The following is a 24,324-nucleotide window of genomic DNA, read 5'->3' on the forward strand; positions in this document are numbered from 1 at the left end:
TCAGAGCGCGCGCAGCTTGCCGCCGGTGGGAATGGCCGGCGCGGCTTCGTTGTTCACGATGGTGAGTTCCACCTTGTACTTGGTGCCCTTGCCCCACTGGCCGAGCACCAGCGGTGTCTTGCTGACGTTCCTGAACGGCCCCTGCCCGCCCCACTTGACCGGGCCGACCACCGACTGGATCGAGGTCGCGGCCACGGCATCGCGCACGTCGGCGGCCTTGAGCGACTTCGCGCGGCCCAGCGCATTGGCCGCCACCTCGAACAGCGCATGCGCGAAGCCGATCGGCTGCGTCCACTGCTTCTTCGTGCCGGCCTCGTAGGCCTCGGCCAGCGCCTTCGCGCTCTGCTTCGTGAGGCTCGACGCGAAGGGATGCGAAGGGCTCCACCAGACCTCGGTCGAGAGGCCGTCGCCGAGTTCGCCCAGCGCCTCGATCGCGCCCGGGAACAGCAGCGCCTTGCCGAGCGTGATCGCCTTCGGTTTGAAGCCCTGCTGCCGCGCCTGCGTGAGGAAGGTCTTGGCATCGGGCGGGATCACCACGCCGGTCACGATCTCCACGCCCTCCTTCTTGAAGGCCGCGATCTGCGCGCTGAAGTCCTGCGTGCCGTTCTGGAAACGGCCCGGGTCGGTGAGCGTGAAGCCCATCTGCGCGAGCGGCTTCGGAAAGCCCAGTTCCTTGTCGCCCCAGGCATTGCCGTCGCCGTCGTTCGGGAACAGGCCGCCCACCTTCTTGTTGGTGGCCAGCGTCTTCCAGCCGCTGGTGAAGTTGGCGATGACGTCCTCGAGGCCCCAGAACAGGTGATAGGTCCAGTCGAAGCCCTTGGCCGGATCGCCCTTGCGGCCGAAGAACCAGGGCTGCCACGGCACCACGCTCGAGATGCAGGGCACCTCGTTGAGCTCGCAGGCATCGCTGACCGGGTTTGCGGTCTCGGGCGTGCCGGCCGTGAGCACCAGCGCCACCTTGTCCTTGAGGATCAGGTCGTTCGCGACCTCGCCCGCGCGGTTCGGGTTCGACTGGCTGTCCTTGAGCACGATCTGCACCGCGTACTTGCGGCCGCCGACCGCGATGCCGTCCTTGAAGGCGGCCTTCATCTGGTCGATGACCCACTTGTCGGCCTCGCCGAAGGGCGCGAGCGGGCCGGTCTGCGGCGACACGTAGCCGATCTTGAGCGTATCGGCCGCGAACGCCAGCGGTGTCGCGCCCGCGGCGACGAGGGCCGCGCCGGCCTGGGTGAATTGCCTGCGATTGAATGTCATGGCTGTCTCCTGTTCTTGTGTCTGCGGATGCCGCTCTGCCGAAACTCAGCGCGCGAAGTGCGGCGGTATCCGCGCGTCGACGTTGACCCACACGCTCTTGACCTGCGTGTACTCGCGCATCGCGTCGAAGCCCATCTCGCGGCCGTAGCCGCTCTGGCCCACGCCGCCGAAGGGCGAGCCGGGGTTCACGCGCTTGTAGCTGTTGATCCAGACCATGCCGGCGTGCAGCTCGCGCGCCACCTTGTGGGCGCGCTGCAGGTCCTTCGTCCACAGGCCCGAGCCCAGGCCGTAGTCGGTGCCGTTGGCGATGCGCATCGCCTCCTCGTCGTCCTTGAAGGTCAGCACGGTGACGAAGGGGCCGAAGACCTCTTCCTGCGCGACGCGGTCGCGGTACGACTTCGCGCGCATCACGGTGGGCTCGACGTAGCAGCCCTTGGCGAGATCGCCGCCCGGCAACCGGCCGCCCGCGAGCAGCTCGCCGCCCTCGCCTCGTGCCACTTCCACGTAACTCAGCACGCGCTCGCGGTGCTGGGCGCTGGTCAGCGGGCCCATCTCGGTGGTCTCGTCGAGCGGGTTGCCGAGGCGGATCGACTTGGCGAGCGGAACGAACTGCGCGAGGAACTCGTCGGCGATCCGCTCGTGCAGCATCAGCCGCGAGCCCGCGATGCAGGCCTGGCCCTGGTTGTGGAAGATGGCCCAGGCGCTGCCGTTGACGGCGGCCTGCAGGTTCGCGTCCTCGAACACGATGTTGGGCCCCTTGCCGCCGAGCTCGAGCTGCACCTTCTTGAGGTTGCCCGCGCTGGCCTGCACGATGCGCCGGCCGGTGGCGGTGCTGCCGGTGAAGGCGATCTTCGCGATCTCCGGATGCTCGGCGATGTACTGGCCCGCCACGCTGCCCAGCCCCGGCAGCATGTTGACCACGCCGGGCGGCAGGCCCGCCTCGGCCATCAGCTCGGCGATGCGCAGCGAACTCAGCGGCGTGATCTCGGCCGGCTTCATCACGATGCAGTTGCCGGCCGCGAGCGCGGGCGCCATCTTCCAGCTCGTGAACATCAGCGGGAAGTTCCACGGCACCACCTGGCCGACGATGCCCACGGGCTCGCGCAGCGTGTAGTTGAGGAAGCCCTCCTCGACGGGAATGGTCTCGCCCTGGAACTTGTCGGCCATGCCGCCGAAGTAGCGGAAGCACGCGGCCGTGCGCGGCACGTCGAGCCGGCGCGAATCGCGGATCGGATGGCCGGTGTCCAGCGATTCGAGGCGCGCGAGCTCCTCGGCGTTGGCCTCGATCAGGTCGGCGAGCCTGAGCAGGATGCGGCCGCGGTCGGCGGCGGCCATGCGGCTCCACGCCGGGAACGCGCGCTTGGCGGCGGCGACGGCCTTGTCGACGTCGGCCTTGCCCGCGAGCGCGACATCGACGATGGGCATGTTGTCGTGCGGGTTCAGGGTGGCGAGGGTCTCGCCCGATTCGGCGTCGACGAAGCGGCCGTCGATGAAGAGCTGGTGGCGGATGGAAGCAATGGGCATGAGCATTCCTCTCCCTCCCCCTTTGGGGGAGGGTTGGGGTGGGGGCTTCTTCGAAGAGGGCGCGGGCTCGCGGAGCCCCCACCCCGGCCCTCCCCCAGCGGGGGAGGGAGACAGGCAGGTCAGAACTGCACGGGAATCTCGGGCGACTCGCCCTTCTGGATCTCGTACACCAGGCTCGGCGAGCCGTTCTCCCACACCAGCAGCATCGAGCGCTTGGGGCTGAAGCCCTGGTGGCGGCAGTAGGCGGGCATGGCGGCCATGTCGCCGGCCTTCATGATCACGCGCGCCATGGGCTTGCCGGTGTTCTTGTCGCCGCAGTCCCAGTGGATCTCGTCGGTCATCTGGAAGAACCACTCGACGCGGTCGTTGCCGTGGATGATCGGCAGGATGTGCTCCTCGGTCGTCGGGCACATGTAGCTGTGCTTGACCACCGAGGTGAAGCTCGGGTTCCAGGTCACCTGCGAGCGGCTCAGGAAGCCGAAGAGGTTGAAGGCATGCACCTCGTTCTCGAAGCCGGGCTCGGGATGCAGCTCGGGCTGGTCCTGCGGCACGTCGGCGAAGGCGCGGTTGACCGGCGCGCCGCGCTCGTCGCTGCGCAGGTCGAGGTCGTCCTTCAGGCCCACGCAGCGCTTGGCGAGCTCGCGCGCCCGCGTGATCTTGGCCGTGTTGTTGCCGTTCTTGCGACCGTAGGGCGAGCCGGTTTCCTGCGGCGCGGCGAAGGGATCGAAGCTCGCATTGGTCCAGTCGTCGAGCATGGCCTCGAAGGTGGCGCGGATCTGCGCGGTCGGGAAGTTCTCGAGCAGGTCGATGCCCGCGTCCTTCATGGTGCCGTTGAAGCTGCCGGCATAGAGGTCGACCGAGTCGTAGTGGTTGACGGTGCCGAACACGCTGTCGAAGTTGACCCAGCCGTAGAAGAAGCCCCAGGCCACGTCGCGCATCAGCGCGCGCAGGTAGTTGCCCGCATCCATGGTGTGGCTCATCGGCCGGCCGTCGCGGGTCTGCCAGCCGATGTGGACGAAATACTCGTCGCGGCGGAAGCGGAAGCTGCCGAGCGAGAAGTCCTTGTAGCCGAGCGTGGCGTCGGGTTGCGAGGCGATGACTCGGGCGAGTTCGGCGGGTGCGTTCATGGCATGTGCTCCTGGTTCGGTGCTGTTCAGTGCGATTGGCAGATCTCGGCCCACTTCTCGACCGACAGATCGCCCTTGCAGGTCTGCAGCACGATCACGCCGGGGCGCGCGCTGCGGAACTGGTAGGCGGTGTTCTTCGGCAGCAGGCCCTGGTGGCCGCGCGAGAGCTTCATCCAGCCCATCTTCTTGCCGCGCGGCTCGCCCTCGACCCGCACGGCGCCGTTCTTCTCGGGGTCGGCCACGGCCTGGGCCGCGTCGAGCCGCACCAGGTGCACCTCGACCTCGCCGTCCATCACCAGCGCGAACTCGTCGTGCGCGCAGGTGAACCAGGGCGAGTGGCCCTCGGCGCGCAGGGTCTCGAGCACGTAGATCTGGTTCTGGCCGAACACCACCTTCTCGTAGGGCCGGCTGTTGTTCGCGATCTCGAAGCAATTGGAGAAGGCGTAGTGGCGCACGTCGTCGGCGATCGGCTCGACGTGGCCTTTCTCGTAGTGGGCGAGCGAACCGAAGCGGGTGCGGTAGGCGGGCGCGTCCTGGGTCTGGGCGGTCTGGGTCATGGCGGTCTCCTTGGTTCTGGCTTGGACCGAACTCTAGGAAACAACCGGGGCCGCCGGTAGGGACCAGATTGGAAGAGGATTATTCGCAGACTCCGAATAATCGCTGGGGTTTACCCGGGAACGCGCGCCCTCACTCGATCAGTTCGGCCGGGATCATTCCGCGCTCGATCAGCGTGGCGTCCCAGGGCGGCACGCGCGTGAAGCGGGTCGCGATGTGCTCGATGAACAGCCGCAGCTTGAGCGCGTTGCGCGAGGTGCCCGCATAGACCGCGCTCAACGAGAACGACGAGAGCTGGTGCTCGGGCAGCACCACGCGCAGCTCGCCGCGCGCGATCGCGTCGCCGGCCACCAGCGTGGGCAGGCAGACGATGCCCGCGTGCTCGAGCGCGTACTCGCGCAGCAGGTGCACGCTGTTGGTCAGCAGCGCGGCCGCGAGGTAGATGGTGGTCTGCTCGCCCTGGTGGTGGAAGGTCCAGCGGTCGCGCGTGGGATAGCCCGAGTACAGGCCCAGCTTGTGGCGGTGCAGCTCGCGCGGGCTCGCGGGCGTGCCGTGGCGCTCGAGGTACTCGGGCGTGGCGCACAGCAGCCGGCGCACCGGGAACAGCGGGCGCGACACCAGTTCCTCGGAGGCGGCCGGGAAGATCTGCAGCGCGCAGTCGACGCCGGCCTTGACCGGATCGACCACCGCGTCGCTCACGATCAGCTCGAGGTGGATGTCGGGGTAGATGGTGTGGAACTCGTGCAGCAGCGAGGCGAAGCGCCCGAGCACCATGCCCGTGAGCGCATGCACGCGCAGCACGCCCGAGGGGGTGCCGCGCGCATCGCGCATCTGGTCGACGATGTCGTTGGCGCGGCCCACGAGTTCCACGCAGTCGCGCAGGAAGGCCTGGCCCACGTCGCTGAGCCGCACCACGCGCGTGCTGCGGTGGAACAGCGGCGCGCCGAGGAACTCCTCGAGCTGCTTGACGCGCGTGGTGACCACCGAGTTCGCCACCCGCAGCTGGCGCGCCGCCTCCGCGAAACTCTGCGTCTGCGCGACGCGCACGAAGGCTTCGATGCTCTGAAGGCGGTCCATGGCGGGACTGTACTGTGCGGGCGCCGCGGCCGGACCCCGGGGCGACGCGGGGGCGCACTTATGATCGCCGCCCTCAGACGGGAGAACACAACGACATGGCAACGGACTCCACCGCGCCCACCCTCGCCTCGCGCACCGCCGCCGAGGAACCCACGCTGCGCCGCGCGCTCGGCACGCGCCACCTGACGATGATCGCCATCGGCGGCTCGATCGGCACCGGCCTGTTCGTGGCCTCGGGCGCCACGGTGTCGCAGGCCGGCCCGGGCGGCGCGCTCGCGGCCTACCTGCTGATCGGCGCGATGGTCTATTTCCTCATGACCAGCCTCGGCGAGCTCGCGGCCTGCATGCCGGTGTCGGGCTCGTTCGCGACCTATGGCGCGCTCTACGTCGACGAGGGCTTCGGCTTCGCGCTCGGCTGGAACTATTGGTACAACTGGGCCGTGACCATCGCGGTCGAACTCGCGGCCGCGCAGCTGGTGATGCAGTACTGGTTCCCGGGCACGCCGGCCGTGCTGTGGAGCGCGCTGTTCCTCGGGCTGATGTTCCTGCTCAACGCGATCTCGGTGCGCGGCTTCGGCGAGGCCGAGTTCTGGTTCGCACTGGTCAAGGTGGTGACGGTGATCGCCTTCGTCGCCATCGGCCTCTTGATGATCTTCGGCATCCTGCGCGGCGACCGGCCCGCCGGCTTCGGCAACCTCACGGTCGGCGACGCGCCCTTCGTGGGCGGCCTGCCCGCGATGATCGGCGTGGCGATGATCGCGGGCTTCTCGTTCCAGGGCACCGAGCTGATCGGCGTGGCGGCCGGCGAGTCGGCCGACCCCGCGAAGAACATCCCGCGCGCGGTGCGCCAGGTGTTCTGGCGCATCCTGCTGTTCTATGTGCTGGCGATCGGCGTGATCGGCGTGCTGATTCCCTACACCGACCCGAACCTGATCAAGACCGACCTCCACGCGATCGGCGTGAGCCCGTTCACGCTGGTGTTCCGCCACGCCGGGCTGGCCTTCGCGGCCAGCGTGATGAACGCGGTGATCCTCACGGCCGTGCTGTCGGCCGGCAACTCGGGCATGTACGCCTCGACCCGGATGCTGTTCAACCTCGCGAAGGACGGCCGCGCGCCGCGCTGCTTCGCGCGGCTCACGCGCGCGGGCGTGCCGCTCAATGCGCTGCTCGCGACCACCGCGGTCGGCGCGCTGTGCTTCCTGACCTCGCTGTCGGAGAGCCAGGGCGTGTACCTGTGGCTGCTGAACCTCTCGGGCATGACCGGCTTCGTGGCCTGGCTCGGCATCGCGGTGAGCCACTACCGCTTCCGCAAGGGAATGATGGCGCAGGGGCTGGATCTCTCGCTGCTGCCCTACCGCTCGCCCTTCTTCCCCTACGGCCCGCTGTTCGCCTTCGGCCTGTGCCTGGTGGTCACGCTGGGCCAGAACTACGCGGCCTTCACGGGCGGGCGCATCGACTGGATCGGCGTGTTCTCGACCTACATCGGGCTGGTGCTGTTCGTGGCGGTCTGGTGGGGCTACCGGCTGGCGCGCGGCAGCCGCTTCGTGGCCTACCGCGACATGCACTTCCCGGCCATGCTGCGGCCGGCGCCGGGGCACGGGCTGGCGGATGCCGCCGGCGAACCGGAGCGCGGCGCCGCCTGAACGCAGACCCCACCGGTTTCGGTGGGAATGGCGCCGGCCAGTTGCCTCGAGGAATGGAACGGCGTTGCAGCCACGCCGCAGTGTGTCTGGAGGTTAACCGCCCCACTTACAATCCCGGGCGCATCCCCTTTCCTCTCCTCTCTCACGAGGCCTCGCCGCCATGCCCAAGAGCCCCCTGCGCACTCCCCTCAGCCTGACGCCCGTCGTGCGCGCCCTGTTCCTGGCCGCCGCGGTCGGCGCCACGGCCCTGCCCGCGCTGGCGGCCCCCGAGCACGAGGAAGTCGACCGCCTGATGCAGGCCGGCAAGCTCGACGAAGCCTCGGCCAAGGCCGACGCCTTCCTCAAGGACAAGCCGCGCGACCCGCAGATGCGCTTCCTCAAGGGCGTGATCCAGCTCGACACCGGCAAGCGCGCCGAGGCGATCGCCGCCTTCACCCAGCTCACGCAGGACGCCCCCGAGCTGCCCGAGCCCTACAACAACCTCGCGGTCATCTACGCGAGCCAGAACCAGTTCGACAAGGCGCGCAACGCCCTCGAGAGCGCGATCCGCACCAATCCGAGCTATGCCACCGCCCAGGAAAACCTCGGCGACCTCTATGCGCGGCTCGCGAGCCAGGCCTACAGCAAGGCGCTGCAGCTCGACCAGAACAACACCGCGGTCGCGCCCAAGCTGGCGGTGATCCGCACGCTGTTCGTGCCGGCCGTGCCGGGCGCCAAGCCGACCATGCTGGCGGCGGCGGCGCCCGAGGCACCGCGCCCGGCACCGGCGGCTCCGGCACCCGCACCGGTCGCGAAGGCGCCCGCTCCCGCACCGGCACCCGTCGCCGCCCCCGTGCCGGCGCCCGCGCCCGCTCCGGTGGCCAAGGCCCCCGCGCCCGCCCCGGCACCGGCCCCGGCCCCGGCCGTGGTCGCCAAGGCACCCGAGGCTTCGCCGCCGGCCGCCGCACCGGCCGCGCCCGCCGCTTCGTCCAGCGCCAACGCGGAAGTCGAATCGGCCGTGCGTGGCTGGGCCGCCGCCTGGGCCGGCCAGGACATGGACCGCTACCTCGCCGCCTACGGCAGCGACTTCACGCCCGGCGGCGGCCAGAGCCGCAAGAGCTGGGAAGAAGAGCGCCGCGCGCGCATCGTCGGCAAGTCCAGCATCAGCGTGAACCTCGAGAACCTCGTGATCCAGGTCAACGGCCAGTCGGCCACCGCCAAGTTCCGCCAGGTCTACCGCGCCGACAACCTCAACATCTCCAGCCGCAAGACGCTGGAACTGCAGCGCTCCGGCGGCCAGTGGCACATTCGCAAGGAAAGCGTCGGCGGCTAGTGGCAGACATCGTCCGGCGGGGCCGGCCCCAGATCCCAGAACTGCGGCGCGGCGGGAGCCTGCTGGCCGCGCTGATGGCCGCCTCGGCCCTCGTGCTCGCCATGCCCGCCGGCGCCGCTGGCAGCACGAGCAAGACCTCGCATGCCAAGACGAGCGGCGCCAAGTCCGGCAAGGCTGCCGCCGCTGGCAGCCGTTCGGCGCAGAAGGAAAAAGCCGGCGCCAAGGAAGCGCGCGGCACCCGCGAATCGCGCAGCGCGCGCGAAGCCCGGGAGGCACGCGAAGCCCGTGACGCCAGGGGCGGCAAGGCCCAGGTCCGCCTGAAGAAGGGGGCCGTGGCGACCGCGGCCGCCGCGGCGGCCGGCACCGCCGCCGCTTCTTCCGAAGCCCGCGGCGCGCGCAAGGCGCCGAGCGCGGGCGCGATCCAGGAAGCCGGCAATGCCGAGGCGCGGCTGATCGCGATCTACGAACTCTTCGGCCGCGGCCAGGCGCGGCCCGCATTGGCCAAGGCGCGCGAGCTGGTGCGCGACTACCCGAATTTCCAGCTCGCGCAGCTCGTGTACGGCGACCTGCTCGCCTCGCAGGTGCCCGCTGCCCACAGCCTGTCGGACGCCGCCAGCGTGGCGCGCCTGAAGGGCAATCCGGCCATGGCCGAGCTGCAGGAAGAATCGCGCCGCCGCCTGCAGGCGCTGCGCGAACGGCCGCCGCCGAACACCGTGCCCTCCCAGTTCCTCGAGCTGTCCACGCGCAGCCGCTACGCGATCGCCATCGACGCCTCGCGCTCGCGCCTGTACCTGCTCGAGAACGGCGACAAGGGCCTGAAGCTCGTGGCCGACTACTACATCTCGGTCGGCAAGTCGGGCATCGACAAGGCGTCCGAAGGCGATGCGCGCACGCCGCTGGGCGTGTACTTCATCACCAGCAGCCTCGACCCGAAGTCGCTCAAGGACTTCTACGGCGCCGGCGCGCTGCCGATCAACTATCCCAACGCCTACGACCAGCGCCGCGGCAAGACCGGCAGCGGCATCTGGCTGCACGGCACGCCCTCGCAGCAGTACGCGCGCGCGCCGCTGGCCAGCGACGGCTGCGTGGTCATGGCCAACCCCGACCTGCGCCAGCTGCTGCGCAAGGTGCAGATCGGCGCCACGCCGGTCGTCACCGCGCGCAGCCTGCAATGGATTTCCCAGCCCCAGGCCGAAAAGGACGCTCAATCCTTCACCAGCGCGATCAATGCCTGGAAAGACGCCCGGACCCAGGGAAATGAAGCGCAATTGAAGAAATTCTATTTGCCCGATTTTCAGCGCCAGGCGAAAAAATCGGCCGACGGAATTTCAATTGTTCGCGATGAAGTCGAATACGCCCAAGGCAGGCGTATTCAGTTAAAGGATGTTTCCTACCTCCATTGGCGCGACAGCGAGGACACCATGGTCGCCACCTTCGGCGAGGTGTTCGAGGGGGAACGCAGCGGTCGCATGCGCCGTCAGTACTGGCTGCGCCAGGGCGGCGAGTGGAAGCTCTTCCACGAGGAAATCCTGGGCTGATCCCCCTTCGCGAGCAGGGTCAGACCCCTGAACTTGTGATTTTTTGCGCACGGTCCAACCCTTTCTGGACTGTTACATCTTTGCCGTTCCGGGTCGTGTCACGTAACACGTAACACGTATGTACCCGTAACGCGCCCCTCGCGCGCACCCCTGTTCCGTAACACTCCCTCCCGTCTTCATGGGATGTCGGTGCACGCCTACAGAGGGAAAAATCGTTTCCGAACTGTTACTCAGCGTCTCTGACCAGCCGGTCAACCGATGTCCGTGGGAGTTGGCAGCCATCGTGCTAGTAGTTCTGGACTAGCACAGCGGAACTCCCTTCCATCGGGTTTGCCTTGTTGATACACAGAGTTACGCCGGATAACATTCGCACCGCCAGCCCTTGTTAACGACTTTTTCTGAAAGGTTAATCATGCTCAACGCTATTGCTCGTTTTATTCGCGACGAAGAAGGTGCCACCGCCATCGAATACGGAATCATTGCCGGGATGATGGCCATTCTTTTGGCCTTCATCTTTAATGGAACCGACGGCACTCTGGCCGTCGCACTGAAGGGTGTTTTCTCGCGTATTTCGACTTCGCTCGGCGGCGCAGCAACTTGAGATTTGAAGCCCCATTTCTTTTGTGGCTTCTTTTTGCAGTCGTCTATGACTTCCGCCAACGCCGCATCCCCAACTGGCTCGTGCTCACGGGCGCCCTCGGGGCACTCATCGCACTGGCCTTCGGGGCTGCGCCGTTCGGACACGGCTGGGCGTCGGCACTTCTTGGCGCAGCGGTGGGGTTCGGCTTCCTGCTCGTCTTCCATCTTCTGGGGCTCATGGGAGCAGGCGACGTGAAATACGCCGGCGCTCTCGGACTGTGGGTGGGCCTGGCGGCACTGGCGCCGATCTGGATCATCAGCAGCGTGCTTGCAGCCATGCACGGACTTCTCTGGCTTGCACTCCAGCGCTGGCCTCTTTCGCCCAGGGTCGCGCTCTTTCTTTTCGGTCGGTCCATCTCTCGGGACGGTCAAACGCCCGCGAAACGGACTCGCTTCATCCCTTATGCGGCTTACCTCTCAGTGGCCGCAGCGATATGCATGGTTTGGGGCCGACAGAGTTTGTAGTCACTCTGCCGCGAGCTTTTCATCGACGGTTCCCGATTGCCCGCCCACCTTCCCCGAATGCCGCCCATGATCAATCTCACCAAAATCGTCGCCGCCATCCTCGTCCTGTTGGCCCTCGCGCTCGGCGGCTACGCGTGGATGCTCAGTCGTCAGGCGCCTGCGGCACCACCACCGGCGGCTGCCGCTTCCGGTAACTCTCCCGCCAAGGCGGCGCAGGTCAAGACCTTCCCCGTGGTTGTGGCCACCAAGCCATTGCCGGCCGGCTTGGCCATTCCGGCCGACGCGTTGCGTGTGGAGCAGCTCACGATCAATCCCGCAGGAGCCTTCCAGGAAACGGCGCCGCTTGCGGGTCGCGTACCCGTCATCGACTTGGGCGAAGGCTCGCCATTGCTCGAAGGCCAACTCGTTTCTGGGCTTGCGCTGCGTGTGGCCGAGGGCGAACGCGCTGTCGCAGTGAAAGCCGACGAGGTCATGGGCGTGGGCAACAAGGTCCAGCCCGGCGATTTCGTCGACGTTTTCCTGATGCTCAAGTCCGACAGCAAGGACATCGACCGCAGCCAGGCGCGCCTGCTGCTGTCGCGCAAGCGCGTACTGGCTTTCGGCAGTGCCTCGGTCGACGGACTGCCTTCCAAGACCGACAAGAACGCTGGCGCCCAGCAGCAACGCGCCGAGGCCGCACGCACGGCCGTTCTCGCCATACCGGTGGAGGACGTCAATCGCCTGACGCTCGCGGAGAACAGCGGCCGCCTGCTGCTGGCGCTGCGCAATCCCACCGACATGTCGGAGCCCGACCCCAAGCTCTTCGCCGAATTGCCCACCGCCTTGCAACCCTTGGCCCCGAAGCCCGGCGAGCCGCGCCGTCCACCGCTCGAAGGCCTGGATCGCGCGCAGGCGGGGGTGACGACCGCCGACTTCGTGACTGGCGGCAAGCCCGACTCGATCCGCACGGCGACCGTGGTCCCGCGCACATCTGCGCCGCGCGCCGAAGGACAGCGCGGCGGCGGACTCAAGGTCGAAGTGATCCGCGGTGACCGCAGCGAAACCATCAATTACTAATCGGCACCCAGCGCCAAGCCCGTGCATTCCATGCAGGAAAAAAACACCATGACGCATTCCCTCCACGCGGCATCCGAGGGTCATATCCACCCATTGCGCCTGACGCTCGTGGCACTGTGCCTGATGGCCCCGGGCGCATGGCCCCTGGCTGTCGCGGCCGAGGCGCAGGCGGTCGTGGCGCAGCGCGCGCCGATCCAGTTGCTCGTGGATGCCGGCACGCAGAAGGAACTGCTGATCCCGAAAGGCATCGACCGCATGGCGATCGCCGACGAGTCCGTGGCCGGCGTCGCGCTCACGCGCCAGTCTCCGAACTCCGTGGCGGCGCGCCTGATTGTCACCGGCAAGGCGGCCGGCCGCACCACGCTGATGATCTGGGAGAAGGGCCAGACGAGCGCCACGGTCTACATGCTCGAAGTGCGCCGCCGCGGCTCCACGCTTACCGGCACGCTGGACAGCATGACCGCGCACCAGGAAGCGCGCGACGCGGCATCGGCAGCGGGCGGCGAGAAGTCGGTGCTGGCCGACCGCTCCATCGTCAACGTGCGCAGCAACACGGTGCAGGTCGAGGTCAAGGTGGTGGAGTTCAACCGCAGCGTGCTCAAGCAGGCCGGGCTCAACATCTTCAGCACCCGCGCCAATTCCAATGGCTTCAGCTTTGGAAGCTTCACGCCCACGTCGCTGAAGTCCGCCACCTTCAACTCGGACGGCAGCATCATCCGCAATGACGGCAACCCGCTCTCCCAGGCCTTCAGCCTGCTGTTCAACTTCGGCAAGGCCGGCATCGGGCTGAACGTCGGCTTTCTCGAAGGCAACGGCATGGCGCGCGTGCTCGCCGAGCCCACGCTGGTGGCCCTGTCAGGCCAGAGCGCGAGCTTTCTGGCCGGCGGCGAACTGCCGGTGCCCGTGCCCCAGGGCCTGGGCACCATCAGCATCGAATACAAGCCCTTCGGCATCGGCCTCACGGTCACGCCCACCGTGCTGTCGAACGAACGCATCGTGCTCAAGGTGGCGCCCGAGGCCAGCGACCTCGATTACACCAACGCGGTGAGCATCAACGGCGTGGCCGTGCCCGCCATCAGTACCCGCCGCGCCGACACCACCGTCGAACTCGGCGACGGCGAGAGCTTCATCGTCGGCGGCCTCGTGAGCCGCACCACCACTTCGAACGCGGACAAGGTTCCGCTGCTCGGCGACATCCCCGTGCTCGGGACTTTCTTCAAGCAGAACAAGTACCAGATGAACGAGAAGGAGCTGGTGATCCTGGTGACGCCGCACCTCGTGAAGCCGATCGCGCGCGACACCGACCTCGCGCCCTACCTGCCCGGCGGCGCCGAGCAGCGCGACGGCCCGGTATGGCGCGCCCACTTGCTGGGACCGGCGGGCGGCACGGCGGTGCCGGGCTTCTCGCGTTGATGGAAACCAGCCACGCACGCCCTGTGGCCGACGCCATGAACGCCCCCCGCGACAGCCTCCCCGAGACCGGTGCAGAGACCTATCTCTTCGCCTCGCCGAACGTCGGCCACATCACGTGGCTGACCGACGCGCTCGGCAAGCTGGGCACCGTGGTGGTGCTGTCGCCCGACATCAAGTCAATCGACGAACGCATCGCCCTGCTCGGCCCGGTGGCCGTCTTTCTTGACTTCTCCGGCGACCACGCACAGGCCGCGAGCGAACTGCACCAGCGCCTGAAGCGCGATTGGCAGGCACTGCCGGTGCTGGCCACGGGCGTGTCGGCGGAGCCGGCCTCGATGCTGGCCGCGCTGCGCGCCGGCGTGGACGATTTCGTCGACATGGCCGCGCCGCCCGCCGATGCGGTCAACACGCTGCGCAAGCTGCTCGACCGCCGCAGCAGCCTGCAGAGCGGCACGCGCGGCTGCACGCTCGCCCTGCTCGGCGCACGGCCGGGCATCGGCGTGACGACGCTCGCGACCAGCCTGTCGCTGATGCTCAACGATCAGTTGACCCAGGCCCCGGGCAAGGCACCAGGACGCAGCGCGCGCCATGGCGTGGCCCTGCTCGACCTCGGCCTGCCCGCACGCGACGGCCTGCTGTACCTCGACACGCAAAGCGGCTTCAGCTTTGTGGAAGGCGTGCGCAACCTGCGCCGCCTCGACCAGACCCTGCTGCATACCGCGCTCGCCCATCACACCAGCGGCGTGGCGGTACTGCCGCTGCCCGCGAACCTCGCGCAAATGCGCGAGGTGTCGCATGCCGACTCCGTCGCGCTGATCAAGCGGCTCGGCGACTTCTTCGATTTCCAGATCGCCGACCTCGGCGGTTTCTCGACCATCGACTTCGTGGCGCAGACCGCGAAGGAAGCGCAGCGCTGCTGGGTCGTCTGCGACCAGAGCATCGGCGCCATCGTCTCCACCGCGAACATGCTCAAGGAACTGCGCACGCGCGGCATCGAGACCGACCAGATGTCGCTGGTGGTCAACAAGTTCGACAGCCACGTCGGCCTCGCGGCCAAGGACATCGCGGAGCGGCTCGAACTGCCGCTGCGCCACGTGCTGCCCGCGCGCAGCACGCAGCTGCTGGCCGCCTCGAGCCGCGGCGAGATGCTGGTGCGCACCGCGCGCAACGATCCCTACTCGCAAGCCATCGCGGGCCTCGCGCGCGGCCTGCATCAGGAATACACCTCTGGCTCCAGCCCGCAACCGGCGAAGGACCCACGCTGGACGGCGCTGATGTCGAAAGTCACCGGCTTCCGCAAGAGCCCCACCCAAGGTTGAACAGCCCATGTCCACCGATATCGAATTCGCCGACGACGACCAGGCGTTCATCACATCCCAGCAGTTCCAGGACATCAAGAGCTGGACGCACGATCACCTGCTCAGTCGCATCGAGGAGCTGGGCGCGGAGTTCGGACGCTGGTCGCGCGCCTCGATCCAGCAGTTCGTCGAGCTCGAGGTCGACAGCTTCGTGCGCCTGCGCCGCGTGCCGATCAACGACCGCGAGATGCAGCTCATCTCGGATGCGCTCACGAAGGAACTCGCGGGCTTCGGTCCGCTGGAAGACCTGCTCAACGACCCGGCGGTCGAAGACATCCTGATCAACGGCTACCAGAACGTCTACGTCTCGCGCCACGGCATCCTGGAGCGCGAGACCCTGCGCTTCGCCGACTCCGAGCACGTGATGCGCATCGTTCGCCGCATCCTCGCGCCGCTGGGTCGCCGGCTCGACGAAGCCAACCCGATGGTCGACGCGCGCCTGCCCGATGGCGGGCGCATCAACGTGATCATCGAGCCGCTCGCGATCGACGGCCTGTCGGTCTCGATCCGCAAGTTCCGCAAGGAGCCGCTCACGCCGGCCGACCTGGTCAAGCTCGGCACCTTCGATGCCGGCATGGCGCAACTGCTCGAAATCGCGGTGCGCGCACGCTGCAACGTGCTCGTGAGCGGCGGCACCAGCTCGGGCAAGACGTCTCTGCTCAATGCGCTGGCCAGCTTCATCCCGGCGCGCGAGCGCGTGATCACGATCGAGGACACGGCCGAACTCTCGCTGAGCACCAGCCACGTGGTGCGGCTCGAGAGCCGCCCGGGCGGCTTCGACGGCCAGGGCGTGGTGTCGATCCGCGACCTGCTGCGCAACAGCCTGCGCATGCGGCCCGACCGCATCATCGTGGGCGAAGTGCGCGGCGCCGAAGTGATCGAGATGCTGCAGGCGATGAACACCGGCCACGAAGGCTCGATGGGCACGATCCACGCGAGCTCGCCGCGCGAATGCCTCTACCGGCTCGAGATGCTCGCGGGCTTCGCGGGCTACCAGGGCAGCGAGGTGAGCCTGCGTCGGCAGATCGCGAGCGCGATCGACTTCATCGTGCAGATCGGGCGGATGTCGAACGGGCAACGCCGCATCGTCTCGCTGAGCGAAGTGACCGGCGTGAACGACAACGTGGTGGCGATGCAGGAGCTGTATCGCTACGAGCCGGTGGTGTCGCCGGACGGAGAAGAGAAGGATCGCTGGGTGTCGCTGGGCATCGCGCCGCATTCGCCGAAGATCACGCGATTCCGGCAAGCGTTCACGCGCGGTATGCAGGGAGATCATCGTGCGTGAAGTCATCCTGCTCGGCGCCACCGTCGTGGCGCTGCTGATGGCCGCCTTCGGTCTGCTGCTGTGGCAATGGGCACGAAAGCGTCAGTCACGGCAGACCGTCAGCCGACATCTGGATCTTCAAATCCATGCGAGCAACAAGGCTCCCGTGAACTCAGCGACGCCTGCCCCCGCCCCAGGTCGTCGCGATGCGTCGGTGGAGAGCCTGACGACCGGTCTCATGAGCGACCCATGGCTCCAAACCGACGGAGTGGCCGCAGCCACGCAGCGCAAGGGCTGGCTGGAAACCGCCATGCCTGGTTGGCTGCTGGGCGTGCTCGAGCCCAAGACGCTCGCGCTCGTAGTCGGCGCAGTCGTCGTGGTGTCGATTGTGATCGGACTCTTCGGCGGCTGGATCGCTGCACTGGGCACACTGGCGCTACTGCTGCTGGGCTCCTCCTTCGCGATCTGGCTGCGCATTCAGAAGATGCGGCGGACCCTTGTGAGCCAGTTGCCCGGCTATATCGACGCGATGGTCCGCCTAATCACGATTGGCAATTCGACGCAAGCCTCGTTCCAGCTTGCGATCGCAGGCACGCAAGAGCCGTTGCGGGGCCACCTGGAGCGCTCGGCCTCGCTTGTGCGAGCGGGTGTGGACCTCGATCGCGCACTCCACCAGACGGCCAGCAACGTCCGCATCGAAGAGATGTACCTGCTGGCCTCGATACTCGGACTGGGTGTCCGCTACGGTGGCCGCTCGGACCTGCTCCTCGAGCGCGTTAGCAATTTCATGCGCGATCGCGAGCAGGCCGAACACGAACTTGTCGCCATGTCGGCCGAAACTCGACTGTCCGCATGGATCCTCGGCCTGCTGCCGGTGGGTGTCGGGGCCTTCATGATCTCGAACAATCCGAGCTACTTTCTCGGCATGTGGAACGACGGTTCCGGCCGTGTGATGGTCCTTGTGGCTGTCGGCCTCCAATTGCTCGGTGGCGTGCTGCTCTACAGGCTCGCGAGGCTCGCATGACGATGACACCCGCCACCCTGACAACACTGAGCCTCGCGCTACTGGCTCTCGGCCTCCTGATTGCCGCTGGCGCATTGATCGCAGCGGACCTGCGGCGCGCCCGCAGCGGCCAGGCGATCGAACGCGCGATCCAGCAAGGCACGGTCGTCCTACCCAACGGCATCGTCGAGACCAATCCTGATCTGGGCCAACAGGATAAGCCCGACGTGGAGCTGCCCTTTCATTGGCTCAACTCCAGGATCGGCCGGGCATTGGTTGCCAACGAGGACCGAGACCTCATCGATCAGTGCGGTCTGCGATCGCAGCGTGCACAACTCATCTTCCTGGTCACACGCATGATGCTCGCAGTGCTGCTACCAGTCTCAGCGCTACTCTTCTGGGTCGAAGGCTACTCCAGATCAACCGTCGCGATGATCATGGCCGCCTTGTTCGTCGCTGGCTTCATGGGCCCGAAATGGGTGCTGGGTCGGTTCGCCGCTCAACGGCGCGAACGGGTGGCCCGCGAATTGCCGCTGTTCGTCGACCTGCTCAAGCTGCTCCAGGGCGTGGGGCTGAGTCTGGACCAGAGCCTGCAGATCATGGCATCCGACTTCTCCCACGTGCTGCACGTGCTGGGCTACGAGCTGGCCATCGCGAATCGCCAGTACTCGCAGGGCCGCACCCGCGAGCATTCGCTGCAGCGCCTGGCTTCGCTTCACAAAAACGAGAACCTGCGCAGCTTGGTCGCCCTGCTGGTGCAGGTGGACCGCCACGGCGGCGCAGTGCAGGAACCCATGCGCGTCTTCGGCGAGCGCCTGCGCGAGCACCGCCGCTCCGAGATGAAGGAACGGATCGGAAAAATCACCGTGAAGATGACCGGCATCATGGTCACCACGCTTCTGCCCGCGCTGGTGATCGTGACGGCGGGCCCCGGCTTCATCGCCATCTTCCGTTCGCTGGGGAGCATCGGAAAATGAGATCTCTCGCTCTTTTTCGCTACTGCGCGCCCAGCACGCGCCTGAAGTCGACCTTGGCAATCGCAGGGGCAACCCTCGCTCTCGCCGGCTGCGCGGTCTCCAAGGACCGCTATGCCGCCACTGAGGAAGCCCAACAGCGGCAGGCCTTTGAAACGGCGAACGAAACCAAGGCCAGTGCCAACATCGACACACAGGCAACCTACCTGCAGCTCGTCAGCCAGATGCAGCAACAGGGCTTGTGGTTCGCTTCCCTGGCACACATCGATGCGCTTGAGCAACGCTGGGGGGTTACGCCGGATTCGACGCGGGTGCGCGCGGACGCCTTGCGCCAAACCGGCCAGGCCGTCCCTGCAGAAGCCGCCTACAAGCGCCTGATGGGCACATCGCTGGAAAGCGCTGGGTATCGTGGCCTCGGCCTGATCGCTGGCGAGCGCGGCAACTTCGCCGAGTCAGCGCTGCTGCTGCGCCAGGCGCAGCGCCGCACACCAACCGATGGCCTGCTGCTCAGCGACCTCGGCTACGCGAGCCTGCGCGCCGGCCAATACGAGGAAGCACGGCTACCGCTGATGCAGGCGCTCCAGTTGCGCCCCGACAGCACGCAGGCACAGGCCAACCTCGCGCTCTACCTTGAACTGACAAGCCAGCGCGATCAGGCGCTCGCGCTGATGGACTCGAGCCGCATGCCGGAAGCCACGCGCCAGGCTGTGCGCGCAGCTGCGATCCAGATGCGCGGCCAAACCGCTCCTGTGGCAGCAGCGTCACCCGGGATGCCCACCGTCACCGCAGCCGGCGAGACATCGCCGGGGATTCGCGATGAAGCAATTGCCACACCGCTCGCACTCAAGGCCTCCCGCTGGGCAGGCATGGGCGGCGTGCGGACCGCCAACCAGCTCAACCCCGGCGCCGAGGCCGCGACATCTGCGCCCTCTTCGGGCATGACTTCACGAGGTACACCATGAACACCAGACCCATCTGCAAGGTCGCCGCACTGTCCGCCTGCGCCATGGCCGCAGCGCTGCTTCTCGCGCCTATCGCCGCGTCGGCCCAGCCGAATGCGGCCAAGCCTGAAGAAGCGAAGAGCAAGCCCGTGACCACTGTGACCGTTCCTGCTGCTCCGGCTGCGAAGGCCGACGAGCCGGCACCCGTGCCGCCGGCCGATGCAACGGCAGCCGTCGCACAGGATATGCAGGTCGCCGAGCCCGAGGACGACGAATACGTGCCGCCGTTGCAAGTGGGCGATGCAACGCTCAACCTGCTCGCCTGGCAGCGCAGCGGCGAGATTGCATCGCGCACCCCCCGCCCGATCGCCGGCAACGTCGCGAACCGAAGCTACGAGCGCTACCTCAAAAGCTTCGAATTCCCGATCCCCGAGCGGCTCAACTCGATCGTGAGCGAAAGCAAGGGCGGCGGCTCCTCCGGCGGTTCGCGCTGATCGCGGCTCGATTTCCTGCAAAAGGACGCGCGATGACCTCCACACGCAGACAGTCGGCCAGCGCACGCGCGCAGCGGGGCGCGTACGCGGTGGAATTCGCCTTCGTTTTCCTGCTCTCGTTCGCGCTGCTCTACGGTGCGATCTGCTACGGAATGCTGTTCGCGTTCCGCCTGAGCCTGCAGACTGCCGCAGAAGACGGCGCCCGCGCTGCGCTGCGTTATCAGTCCGACTTCGCGGTGCGCCGTCAGAAGGCCGTCGACGTGGCGACCAGCAGCGTCAGCTGGATGCCAGGCGACGCGCCGAGTGTCGACGCGCAGATTTGCCGCGCCGGGACCAGTGCTTGCTCGACCTCGGACTGCGGCACGACCTGGACCCAGCGTTGCCTCGTCACAGTCACGGTGCAGACCAACAAGCTCGGACTGGTGATTCCCCCGATGCCTGGCTTCGCAATGCCAGGCGCACTCGTCGGCAAGGCCAGCATGCTGCTCGATCCGAGGTCGCCATGAAGCACCGCGCACGTACCGCCATGCCTCGCCGCGCTGTCAAGCGCGCGCGCCAGCGGGGGCTCGCCGCGATCGAATTCGCACTGACCTTTACCTTCCTGTTTCTCATCCTCTACGGCCTCGCCACCTTCGGCGCGGTGTTCTATACGCAGCAGATCGTCTCTCGCGCCGCGGAGGATGGCGTGCGCGCCATCACGGCCTACCGCCCCACGGGCACGGGCACAGGTACGAACACGCTGTTCGAATCGACCGTGCGCACCGCCATCGTCGACTCCCTCGAGCAATCGCTGGTGGTTCCGCTCACCGCGAGCGCCAACCGCCGCAACTGGATCACCCAGAGGGTGACCATCGCCATCACCGGCAACGGAGCGACCGGGATCGGCTCGTCGACGCAGATCGCCGTCACGGTGACCTACCCCTATAACGGCGACAGCCGGCTGTTGCCATCCCTGCCGTTGCTCGACACCAGCCGCTGGATGCCCGAGCAACTGCGAGGCCGCGCGTCGGCCGCGCTCTTGGCCATGTGAGGACGCCATGAACACGACGAAGTCCTTCCCGCACTCCACAAGGCCACAGCTCTCGTCCCGGGTGCGAACCCGTTCGCGCGGCTCGATCGTGGTCAACCTCGCGATCGCGATGAGCCTGATCGTGATCACGCTCATCGGTAGCGAGCTCGGCTACCTCTTCTTCCTCAAGCGCGAGTTGCAGAAGACGGCCGACCTCGCGGCCCTCGCAGGCGCGCAGGCGCTCGGCCCCAGCAACTGTGGCGTGGCCCAGCAGGCCGCGGTCGCCAACGCCGCGCAGAACCTCCCGGCGGGACTCTCCCCCGTGCTCGCATCGGAAGTGAGCTGCGGCAACTGGGATGCGAGTCGTCCAGCACCGCTGCACTTCGGCACGCCTGGCACGGGCCAGCGACTCAACGCGGTGCGCGTCACCCTGAGCCGCGCGCCCTTGCGCCTGCTGCCGCTGCTGCCGGGCAACTCGCAGCGCACCGTCACCGTCGACGCGCTCGCCGCGCAGAAACAACCGCTGGCTTCGCTGACCGTGCGCAACACGCTGGTGAACGTCGACAGCACGAAGTCTCCGCTGCTCAATGCGATCGTCGGCGGCCTGCTGGGCGGCAGCATCAACATCGACGCAGTGGGCTGGAACGGGCTGCTCAACAGTGACATCAAGCTGCTCGACTTTCTCGATCAATTGAAGATCGCGCTCAACATCAGCGCTGGCGGCTACGACCAGGTCCTCAATACCCAAGCCGACGTGGGCACGCTGCTGCAGGCGATGATCGTGGCGCTCCAGCGCAGCGGAGCCACTGCCCAGGTGGTCATCGACGCACTGCAGCAGATCAAGGTCGCGGCCGAACTCGCCGCGACCAAGCCGCTGCTCAAGGTAGCGGACCTGCTCAACATCGAGACCGGCACCGACGCCGCCGGCCTGAAGACCGACCTGCAGCTTTTTCAGCTCGTCAACAGCGTCGTACAGCTGGCGAATGGGAAGAACGCCGCGGCCGTTGCGCTGAACATCCCCTCGCTCGCGGGCATCACCGCCAGCGTCAAGATCAAGGTGGTAGAGCCAGCCCAGGTCTCGGCCGTGGGAAATCCCAATCTGATCACACCGAGCCTCGGCGTGTCGGATCCCTACAAGATCTATGTCCGGACTTCGCAGATCCGTACGCTGATCTCAGTGAATCTGGCCAACCTTACCGGAGTCGTGAGCCAAGTCGCATCGGCCGCACTCGCTGCGCTATCGCCGATCCTCAACTTTCTCAATACGGTGAGCACGCTCAACCTGGGCAACATCGTGGGACAGCTCGTGGGCGGCATCATCTGTGGCGGCAACAGTTGTCCCGTTTCAAAAGTGCTCTATGCCGATGCACTACCCGCTCCCATCGACGTCGCAATCAGCTCGGGCAACGGCGAGGCCTACGTGACAGGATACGCCTGCACCTCCGACACGAATAAAGAACTCGACGTACAGGCCAATACGAGCATCGCCCAGCTCAATGTCGGCAAGGTCTCTGATACCGTCTTTTCCTCGTCGGCGCCCGTCACTGCGGCACCCGTGCCCGTGGTTGAGATCGGTTACCAGGAGGCTCGCTACGACTCCTGCTTGCTAAATATCCTGCTTGGCTCGATCGGGTGTTCCGGCGAGAAGTGGAAGAACGCGGCCGGCAACTTCGTAGACGGGAAGACCAACGGCAAAAAGACCGTGATCTCGGGCCTGGGCCTGACGATCAATTCGCCCGTAGGCGGCACCGGCACCACCAATCCAATGGTCTACCGCGCGCCCGCGCCGGAAAATCTGCCCGAAATCGACGCCCCGCCTTTCGATGGCACGGTCGATCCCTCGTACAAGGCCATCACTTCGCAGTCTGTCGTGGGCAGCCTTGCCGCCACCTTGGGCGGCATCCAGATCCGCCCTTACGCGGACGACAACAGCGGCCTGCTCGGTGCATTGCTCAACGGCACACTCAGTCTCATCAGCAACTTGCTGACTACGCTGCAGAACCTGGTGAAAACTGCGCTGGGCCCATTGCTCGACCCCACGCTCAACGCACTGCTCGACCTGCTGGGCATCGACCTGTCGAAGACCGAGGTCTCGGGCCGTCTTTCGTGCAACCGGGGCGCCGTTCTCGTCTACTGACGCTCCTCCCTCTCCACGACGAACCTTTCCAAGCGAGCTTGTTCCTTGATTCAGCGCTTCATCCAATAGCATGAGTTCAGCCCCCAATTTCGACGAACTTGACCTCTTTGTCTGGGAAGGAAAGGCCGACATCCTCGACCGCATCGCCCGCTGCATGGCGAGCTTCGATGTCGAGGTGATCCGGGCCGACGGCATGCCGCCGCCCTCGCAGGACCGCACGGCGGCGATGCGGCCGTCGGTGGCGATCATCAGCGTCACGGTCATCGATGGCGGCGGGTTGCCGCAGGCCACCGAACTGCTGCAGGGCATGCCGGTGATCTGGGTCGCGGCCGCTTCGCGCGAGCGCGACTCGCGCACCTATCCGCCCGAGTACCTGCACGTGCTGCCCTACGACTTCACCTGCGCCGAACTGCGCACGATGGTCGCGAAGCTGGTGCGGCAACTGCGCGCGCGCGACGTGGCGCCGCAGCCGCTCGACGAGCTGGTGGCGCACTCCGAAGCGATGAAGTCGCTGCTGGCCGAGGTCAATGCCTTCGCCGATTGCGACCACAGCGTGCTGGTGCGCGGCGAGACCGGCGTGGGCAAGGAACGCATCGCGCAGCAGCTGCACCTGGGCCACCAGAACTACAGCAAGGGCGCATTCGTGGCGGTGAACTGCGGCGCGATTCCCGACGGGCTGTTCGAGTCGCTGTTCTTCGGCCACGCCAAGGGCTCTTTCACGGGCGCGGTGCATGCGCACCGCGGCTACTTCGAGCAGGCCACGGGCGGCACGCTGTTCCTCGACGAGATCGGCGACCTGCCGAAGTACCAGCAGGTGAAGCTGCTGCGCGTGCTCGAGGACGGCGCGGTCACGCGGCTCGGCGCGACCTCGCCGATCCGGGTCGACTTCCGGCTGGTGGCGGCGACCAACCGCAACCTGCGCGAGATGGTGGCCAGCGGCGAATTCCGCGCCGACCTGTTCTACCGCCTCGCGGTGATCGAGCTGCACGTGCCCAGCCTCGAGGAACGCGGCGAGATCGACAAGATCGCGATCTTCAAGGCACTGCTGGCCAACGTGCTGGGCGACCAGCTCGAGGCGCTCGGCGAAACGCCGCACTGGCTCAGCGACGCGGTGGCCGAGACCTACTTCCCCGGCAACGTGCGCCAGCTGCGCAACCTCGCGGAACGCGTGGGCGTGATCGCGCGGCAGCTGCACAGCTGGGACCAGCACCTGATCCAGCGCGCGATCGCGCTGACCCGCGGCACGCCCTCCACCGGCGCGGGCGGCGGCATGGGCCTGGGCGCGAACGCGGTGGGCACGAGCAGCGCCTTCGATGCCGCCGGCGGCGATCAGCGCAAGGGCTGGAACGGCAGCGAGCGCAACCGCATCATCGCGGCGCTCGAGATCAACGACTGGAAACGCCAGGATACGGCACAGCACCTGGGCATCAGCCGCAAGGTGCTGTGGGAGAAGATGCGCAAGTACCAGATCCTCGACGGCGAACCGGGCATTCCGGAAGACGCCTGAGCCGCGGCGCGCCCGGCGCGCCGCGCACCCCTTC

At 67.2% G+C, this 24,324-nt stretch carries 22 protein-coding genes; 17 read left to right on the plus strand and 5 right to left on the minus strand.

The window, feature by feature from the left end; genetic code table 11:
* From AC1HIL_RS31515 to AC1HIL_RS31535, 5 genes are all read right to left on the minus strand, one after another.
* Window positions 1-1,254, minus strand: coding sequence for an ABC transporter substrate-binding protein (locus tag AC1HIL_RS31515; RefSeq protein WP_057594346.1), 1,254 nt, complete (start codon window positions 1,252-1,254; stop codon window positions 1-3).
* A 45-nt stretch (window positions 1,255-1,299) separates the two neighbouring features.
* A complete protein-coding gene (locus tag AC1HIL_RS31520; protein WP_479672452.1) occupies window positions 1,300-2,763 on the minus strand; it encodes an aldehyde dehydrogenase family protein in 1,464 nt (487 codons plus the stop codon).
* Window positions 2,764-2,897: 134 nt separating this feature from the next.
* Window positions 2,898-3,905, minus strand: a complete 1,008-nt coding sequence (locus tag AC1HIL_RS31525) for a hypothetical protein (RefSeq protein ID WP_057594345.1) — start codon at window positions 3,903-3,905, stop codon at window positions 2,898-2,900.
* A gap of 26 nt (window positions 3,906-3,931) precedes the next feature.
* Entirely contained in the window at window positions 3,932-4,462 is a 531-nt protein-coding gene (locus AC1HIL_RS31530) for a cupin domain-containing protein (RefSeq protein ID WP_057594344.1), read from the minus strand.
* Window positions 4,463-4,592: 130 nt separating this feature from the next.
* Window positions 4,593-5,537, minus strand: a complete 945-nt coding sequence (locus AC1HIL_RS31535) for a LysR family transcriptional regulator (protein WP_057594343.1) — start codon at window positions 5,535-5,537, stop codon at window positions 4,593-4,595.
* Window positions 5,538-5,632: 95 nt separating this feature from the next.
* On the opposite strand from AC1HIL_RS31535, the gene AC1HIL_RS31540 reads away from it, so the two are divergent.
* The 17 genes from AC1HIL_RS31540 to AC1HIL_RS31620 all read left to right on the plus strand — a co-directional run bounded on the left by AC1HIL_RS31540 (window position 5,633) and on the right by AC1HIL_RS31620 (window position 24,290).
* Entirely contained in the window at window positions 5,633-7,180 is a 1,548-nt protein-coding gene (locus AC1HIL_RS31540) for an amino acid permease (RefSeq protein ID WP_057594342.1), read from the plus strand.
* Between the two features lie 160 nt (window positions 7,181-7,340).
* On the plus strand, window positions 7,341-8,492 hold the full coding sequence (locus AC1HIL_RS31545; RefSeq protein WP_479670831.1) for a tetratricopeptide repeat protein: 1,152 nt from the start codon (window positions 7,341-7,343) through the stop codon (window positions 8,490-8,492).
* The gene (locus tag AC1HIL_RS31550) at window positions 8,492-10,030 is read left to right on the plus strand and encodes a L,D-transpeptidase family protein (protein WP_479670832.1); all 1,539 of its coding nucleotides are present in this window, start codon (window positions 8,492-8,494) and stop codon (window positions 10,028-10,030) included. Before AC1HIL_RS31545 ends, AC1HIL_RS31550 begins: the two co-directional genes overlap by 1 nt.
* 412 nt (window positions 10,031-10,442) lie before the next feature.
* Window positions 10,443-10,631: a Flp family type IVb pilin gene (locus AC1HIL_RS31555; RefSeq protein WP_479670833.1), complete on the plus strand. Its 189-nt coding sequence runs from the start codon at window positions 10,443-10,445 to the stop codon at window positions 10,629-10,631.
* Window positions 10,628-11,134: an A24 family peptidase gene (locus tag AC1HIL_RS31560; protein WP_296729935.1), complete on the plus strand. Its 507-nt coding sequence runs from the start codon at window positions 10,628-10,630 to the stop codon at window positions 11,132-11,134. Before AC1HIL_RS31555 ends, AC1HIL_RS31560 begins: the two co-directional genes overlap by 4 nt.
* 66 nt (window positions 11,135-11,200) lie before the next feature.
* Window positions 11,201-12,190 carry a Flp pilus assembly protein CpaB gene (gene cpaB / locus AC1HIL_RS31565; protein WP_296729937.1) on the plus strand — a complete coding sequence of 330 codons (990 nt, stop codon included), beginning with the start codon at window positions 11,201-11,203 and terminating at the stop codon, window positions 12,188-12,190.
* Window positions 12,191-12,313: 123 nt separating this feature from the next.
* Entirely contained in the window at window positions 12,314-13,603 is a 1,290-nt protein-coding gene (locus AC1HIL_RS31570; RefSeq protein WP_479672453.1) for a type II and III secretion system protein family protein, read from the plus strand.
* Between the two features lie 35 nt (window positions 13,604-13,638).
* Window positions 13,639-14,922 (plus strand): CpaE/TadZ family protein, encoded by a 1,284-nt coding sequence (locus tag AC1HIL_RS31575; protein WP_296729940.1) that lies wholly within the window; start codon window positions 13,639-13,641, stop codon window positions 14,920-14,922.
* A gap of 7 nt (window positions 14,923-14,929) precedes the next feature.
* Complete coding sequence (locus AC1HIL_RS31580) at window positions 14,930-16,246, plus strand: TadA family conjugal transfer-associated ATPase (protein WP_296729942.1); 1,317 nt, start codon at window positions 14,930-14,932, stop codon at window positions 16,244-16,246.
* On the plus strand, window positions 16,239-17,249 hold the full coding sequence (locus tag AC1HIL_RS31585) for a type II secretion system F family protein (protein ID WP_479670834.1): 1,011 nt from the start codon (window positions 16,239-16,241) through the stop codon (window positions 17,247-17,249). Before AC1HIL_RS31580 ends, AC1HIL_RS31585 begins: the two co-directional genes overlap by 8 nt.
* Complete coding sequence (locus AC1HIL_RS31590) at window positions 17,246-18,205, plus strand: type II secretion system F family protein (protein WP_296729945.1); 960 nt, start codon at window positions 17,246-17,248, stop codon at window positions 18,203-18,205. Before AC1HIL_RS31585 ends, AC1HIL_RS31590 begins: the two co-directional genes overlap by 4 nt.
* Complete coding sequence (locus AC1HIL_RS31595) at window positions 18,202-19,164, plus strand: hypothetical protein (RefSeq protein WP_479670835.1); 963 nt, start codon at window positions 18,202-18,204, stop codon at window positions 19,162-19,164. The genes AC1HIL_RS31590 and AC1HIL_RS31595 overlap by 4 nt, the downstream gene beginning before the upstream one ends.
* On the plus strand, window positions 19,161-19,637 hold the full coding sequence (locus AC1HIL_RS31600; RefSeq protein ID WP_479670836.1) for a DUF3613 domain-containing protein: 477 nt from the start codon (window positions 19,161-19,163) through the stop codon (window positions 19,635-19,637). Before AC1HIL_RS31595 ends, AC1HIL_RS31600 begins: the two co-directional genes overlap by 4 nt.
* A gap of 32 nt (window positions 19,638-19,669) precedes the next feature.
* Window positions 19,670-20,143 (plus strand): TadE/TadG family type IV pilus assembly protein, encoded by a 474-nt coding sequence (locus AC1HIL_RS31605; RefSeq protein ID WP_296729949.1) that lies wholly within the window; start codon window positions 19,670-19,672, stop codon window positions 20,141-20,143.
* Window positions 20,140-20,667 carry a TadE/TadG family type IV pilus assembly protein gene (locus AC1HIL_RS31610; RefSeq protein WP_479670837.1) on the plus strand — a complete coding sequence of 176 codons (528 nt, stop codon included), beginning with the start codon at window positions 20,140-20,142 and terminating at the stop codon, window positions 20,665-20,667. The genes AC1HIL_RS31605 and AC1HIL_RS31610 overlap by 4 nt, the downstream gene beginning before the upstream one ends.
* Before the next feature lie 7 nt (window positions 20,668-20,674).
* A complete protein-coding gene (locus tag AC1HIL_RS31615; protein WP_296729954.1) occupies window positions 20,675-22,783 on the plus strand; it encodes a TadG family pilus assembly protein in 2,109 nt (702 codons plus the stop codon).
* A 70-nt stretch (window positions 22,784-22,853) separates the two neighbouring features.
* Entirely contained in the window at window positions 22,854-24,290 is a 1,437-nt protein-coding gene (locus AC1HIL_RS31620; protein WP_296729956.1) for a sigma 54-interacting transcriptional regulator, read from the plus strand.
* Window positions 24,291-24,324: the final 34 nt, after the last annotated feature.

The sequence above is a fragment of the Variovorax sp. ISS6 genome (genome assembly GCF_056523145.1).

What these genes read in the sequence shown, in the direction of transcription:
- AC1HIL_RS31525 (WP_057594345.1), bottom strand. Translation starts at nt 3,905, where the DNA reads ATGAACGCACCCGCCGAACTCGCCCGAGTCATCGCCTCGCAACCCGAC.
- AC1HIL_RS31545 (WP_479670831.1), top strand. Translation starts at nt 7,341, where the DNA reads ATGCCCAAGAGCCCCCTGCGCACTCCCCTCAGCCTGACGCCCGTCGTG.
- AC1HIL_RS31600 (WP_479670836.1), top strand. Translation starts at nt 19,161, where the DNA reads ATGAACACCAGACCCATCTGCAAGGTCGCCGCACTGTCCGCCTGCGCC.
- AC1HIL_RS31590 (WP_296729945.1), top strand. Translation starts at nt 17,246, where the DNA reads ATGACGATGACACCCGCCACCCTGACAACACTGAGCCTCGCGCTACTG.
- AC1HIL_RS31535 (WP_057594343.1), bottom strand. Translation starts at nt 5,537, where the DNA reads ATGGACCGCCTTCAGAGCATCGAAGCCTTCGTGCGCGTCGCGCAGACG.
- AC1HIL_RS31540 (WP_057594342.1), top strand. Translation starts at nt 5,633, where the DNA reads ATGGCAACGGACTCCACCGCGCCCACCCTCGCCTCGCGCACCGCCGCC.
- AC1HIL_RS31555 (WP_479670833.1), top strand. Translation starts at nt 10,443, where the DNA reads ATGCTCAACGCTATTGCTCGTTTTATTCGCGACGAAGAAGGTGCCACC.
- cpaB (WP_296729937.1), top strand. Translation starts at nt 11,201, where the DNA reads ATGATCAATCTCACCAAAATCGTCGCCGCCATCCTCGTCCTGTTGGCC.
- AC1HIL_RS31595 (WP_479670835.1), top strand. Translation starts at nt 18,202, where the DNA reads ATGAGATCTCTCGCTCTTTTTCGCTACTGCGCGCCCAGCACGCGCCTG.
- AC1HIL_RS31605 (WP_296729949.1), top strand. Translation starts at nt 19,670, where the DNA reads ATGACCTCCACACGCAGACAGTCGGCCAGCGCACGCGCGCAGCGGGGC.
- AC1HIL_RS31575 (WP_296729940.1), top strand. Translation starts at nt 13,639, where the DNA reads ATGAACGCCCCCCGCGACAGCCTCCCCGAGACCGGTGCAGAGACCTAT.
- AC1HIL_RS31615 (WP_296729954.1), top strand. Translation starts at nt 20,675, where the DNA reads ATGAACACGACGAAGTCCTTCCCGCACTCCACAAGGCCACAGCTCTCG.
- AC1HIL_RS31620 (WP_296729956.1), top strand. Translation starts at nt 22,854, where the DNA reads ATGAGTTCAGCCCCCAATTTCGACGAACTTGACCTCTTTGTCTGGGAA.
- AC1HIL_RS31530 (WP_057594344.1), bottom strand. Translation starts at nt 4,462, where the DNA reads ATGACCCAGACCGCCCAGACCCAGGACGCGCCCGCCTACCGCACCCGC.
- AC1HIL_RS31570 (WP_479672453.1), top strand. Translation starts at nt 12,314, where the DNA reads ATGGCCCCGGGCGCATGGCCCCTGGCTGTCGCGGCCGAGGCGCAGGCG.
- AC1HIL_RS31580 (WP_296729942.1), top strand. Translation starts at nt 14,930, where the DNA reads ATGTCCACCGATATCGAATTCGCCGACGACGACCAGGCGTTCATCACA.
- AC1HIL_RS31610 (WP_479670837.1), top strand. Translation starts at nt 20,140, where the DNA reads ATGAAGCACCGCGCACGTACCGCCATGCCTCGCCGCGCTGTCAAGCGC.
- AC1HIL_RS31515 (WP_057594346.1), bottom strand. Translation starts at nt 1,254, where the DNA reads ATGACATTCAATCGCAGGCAATTCACCCAGGCCGGCGCGGCCCTCGTC.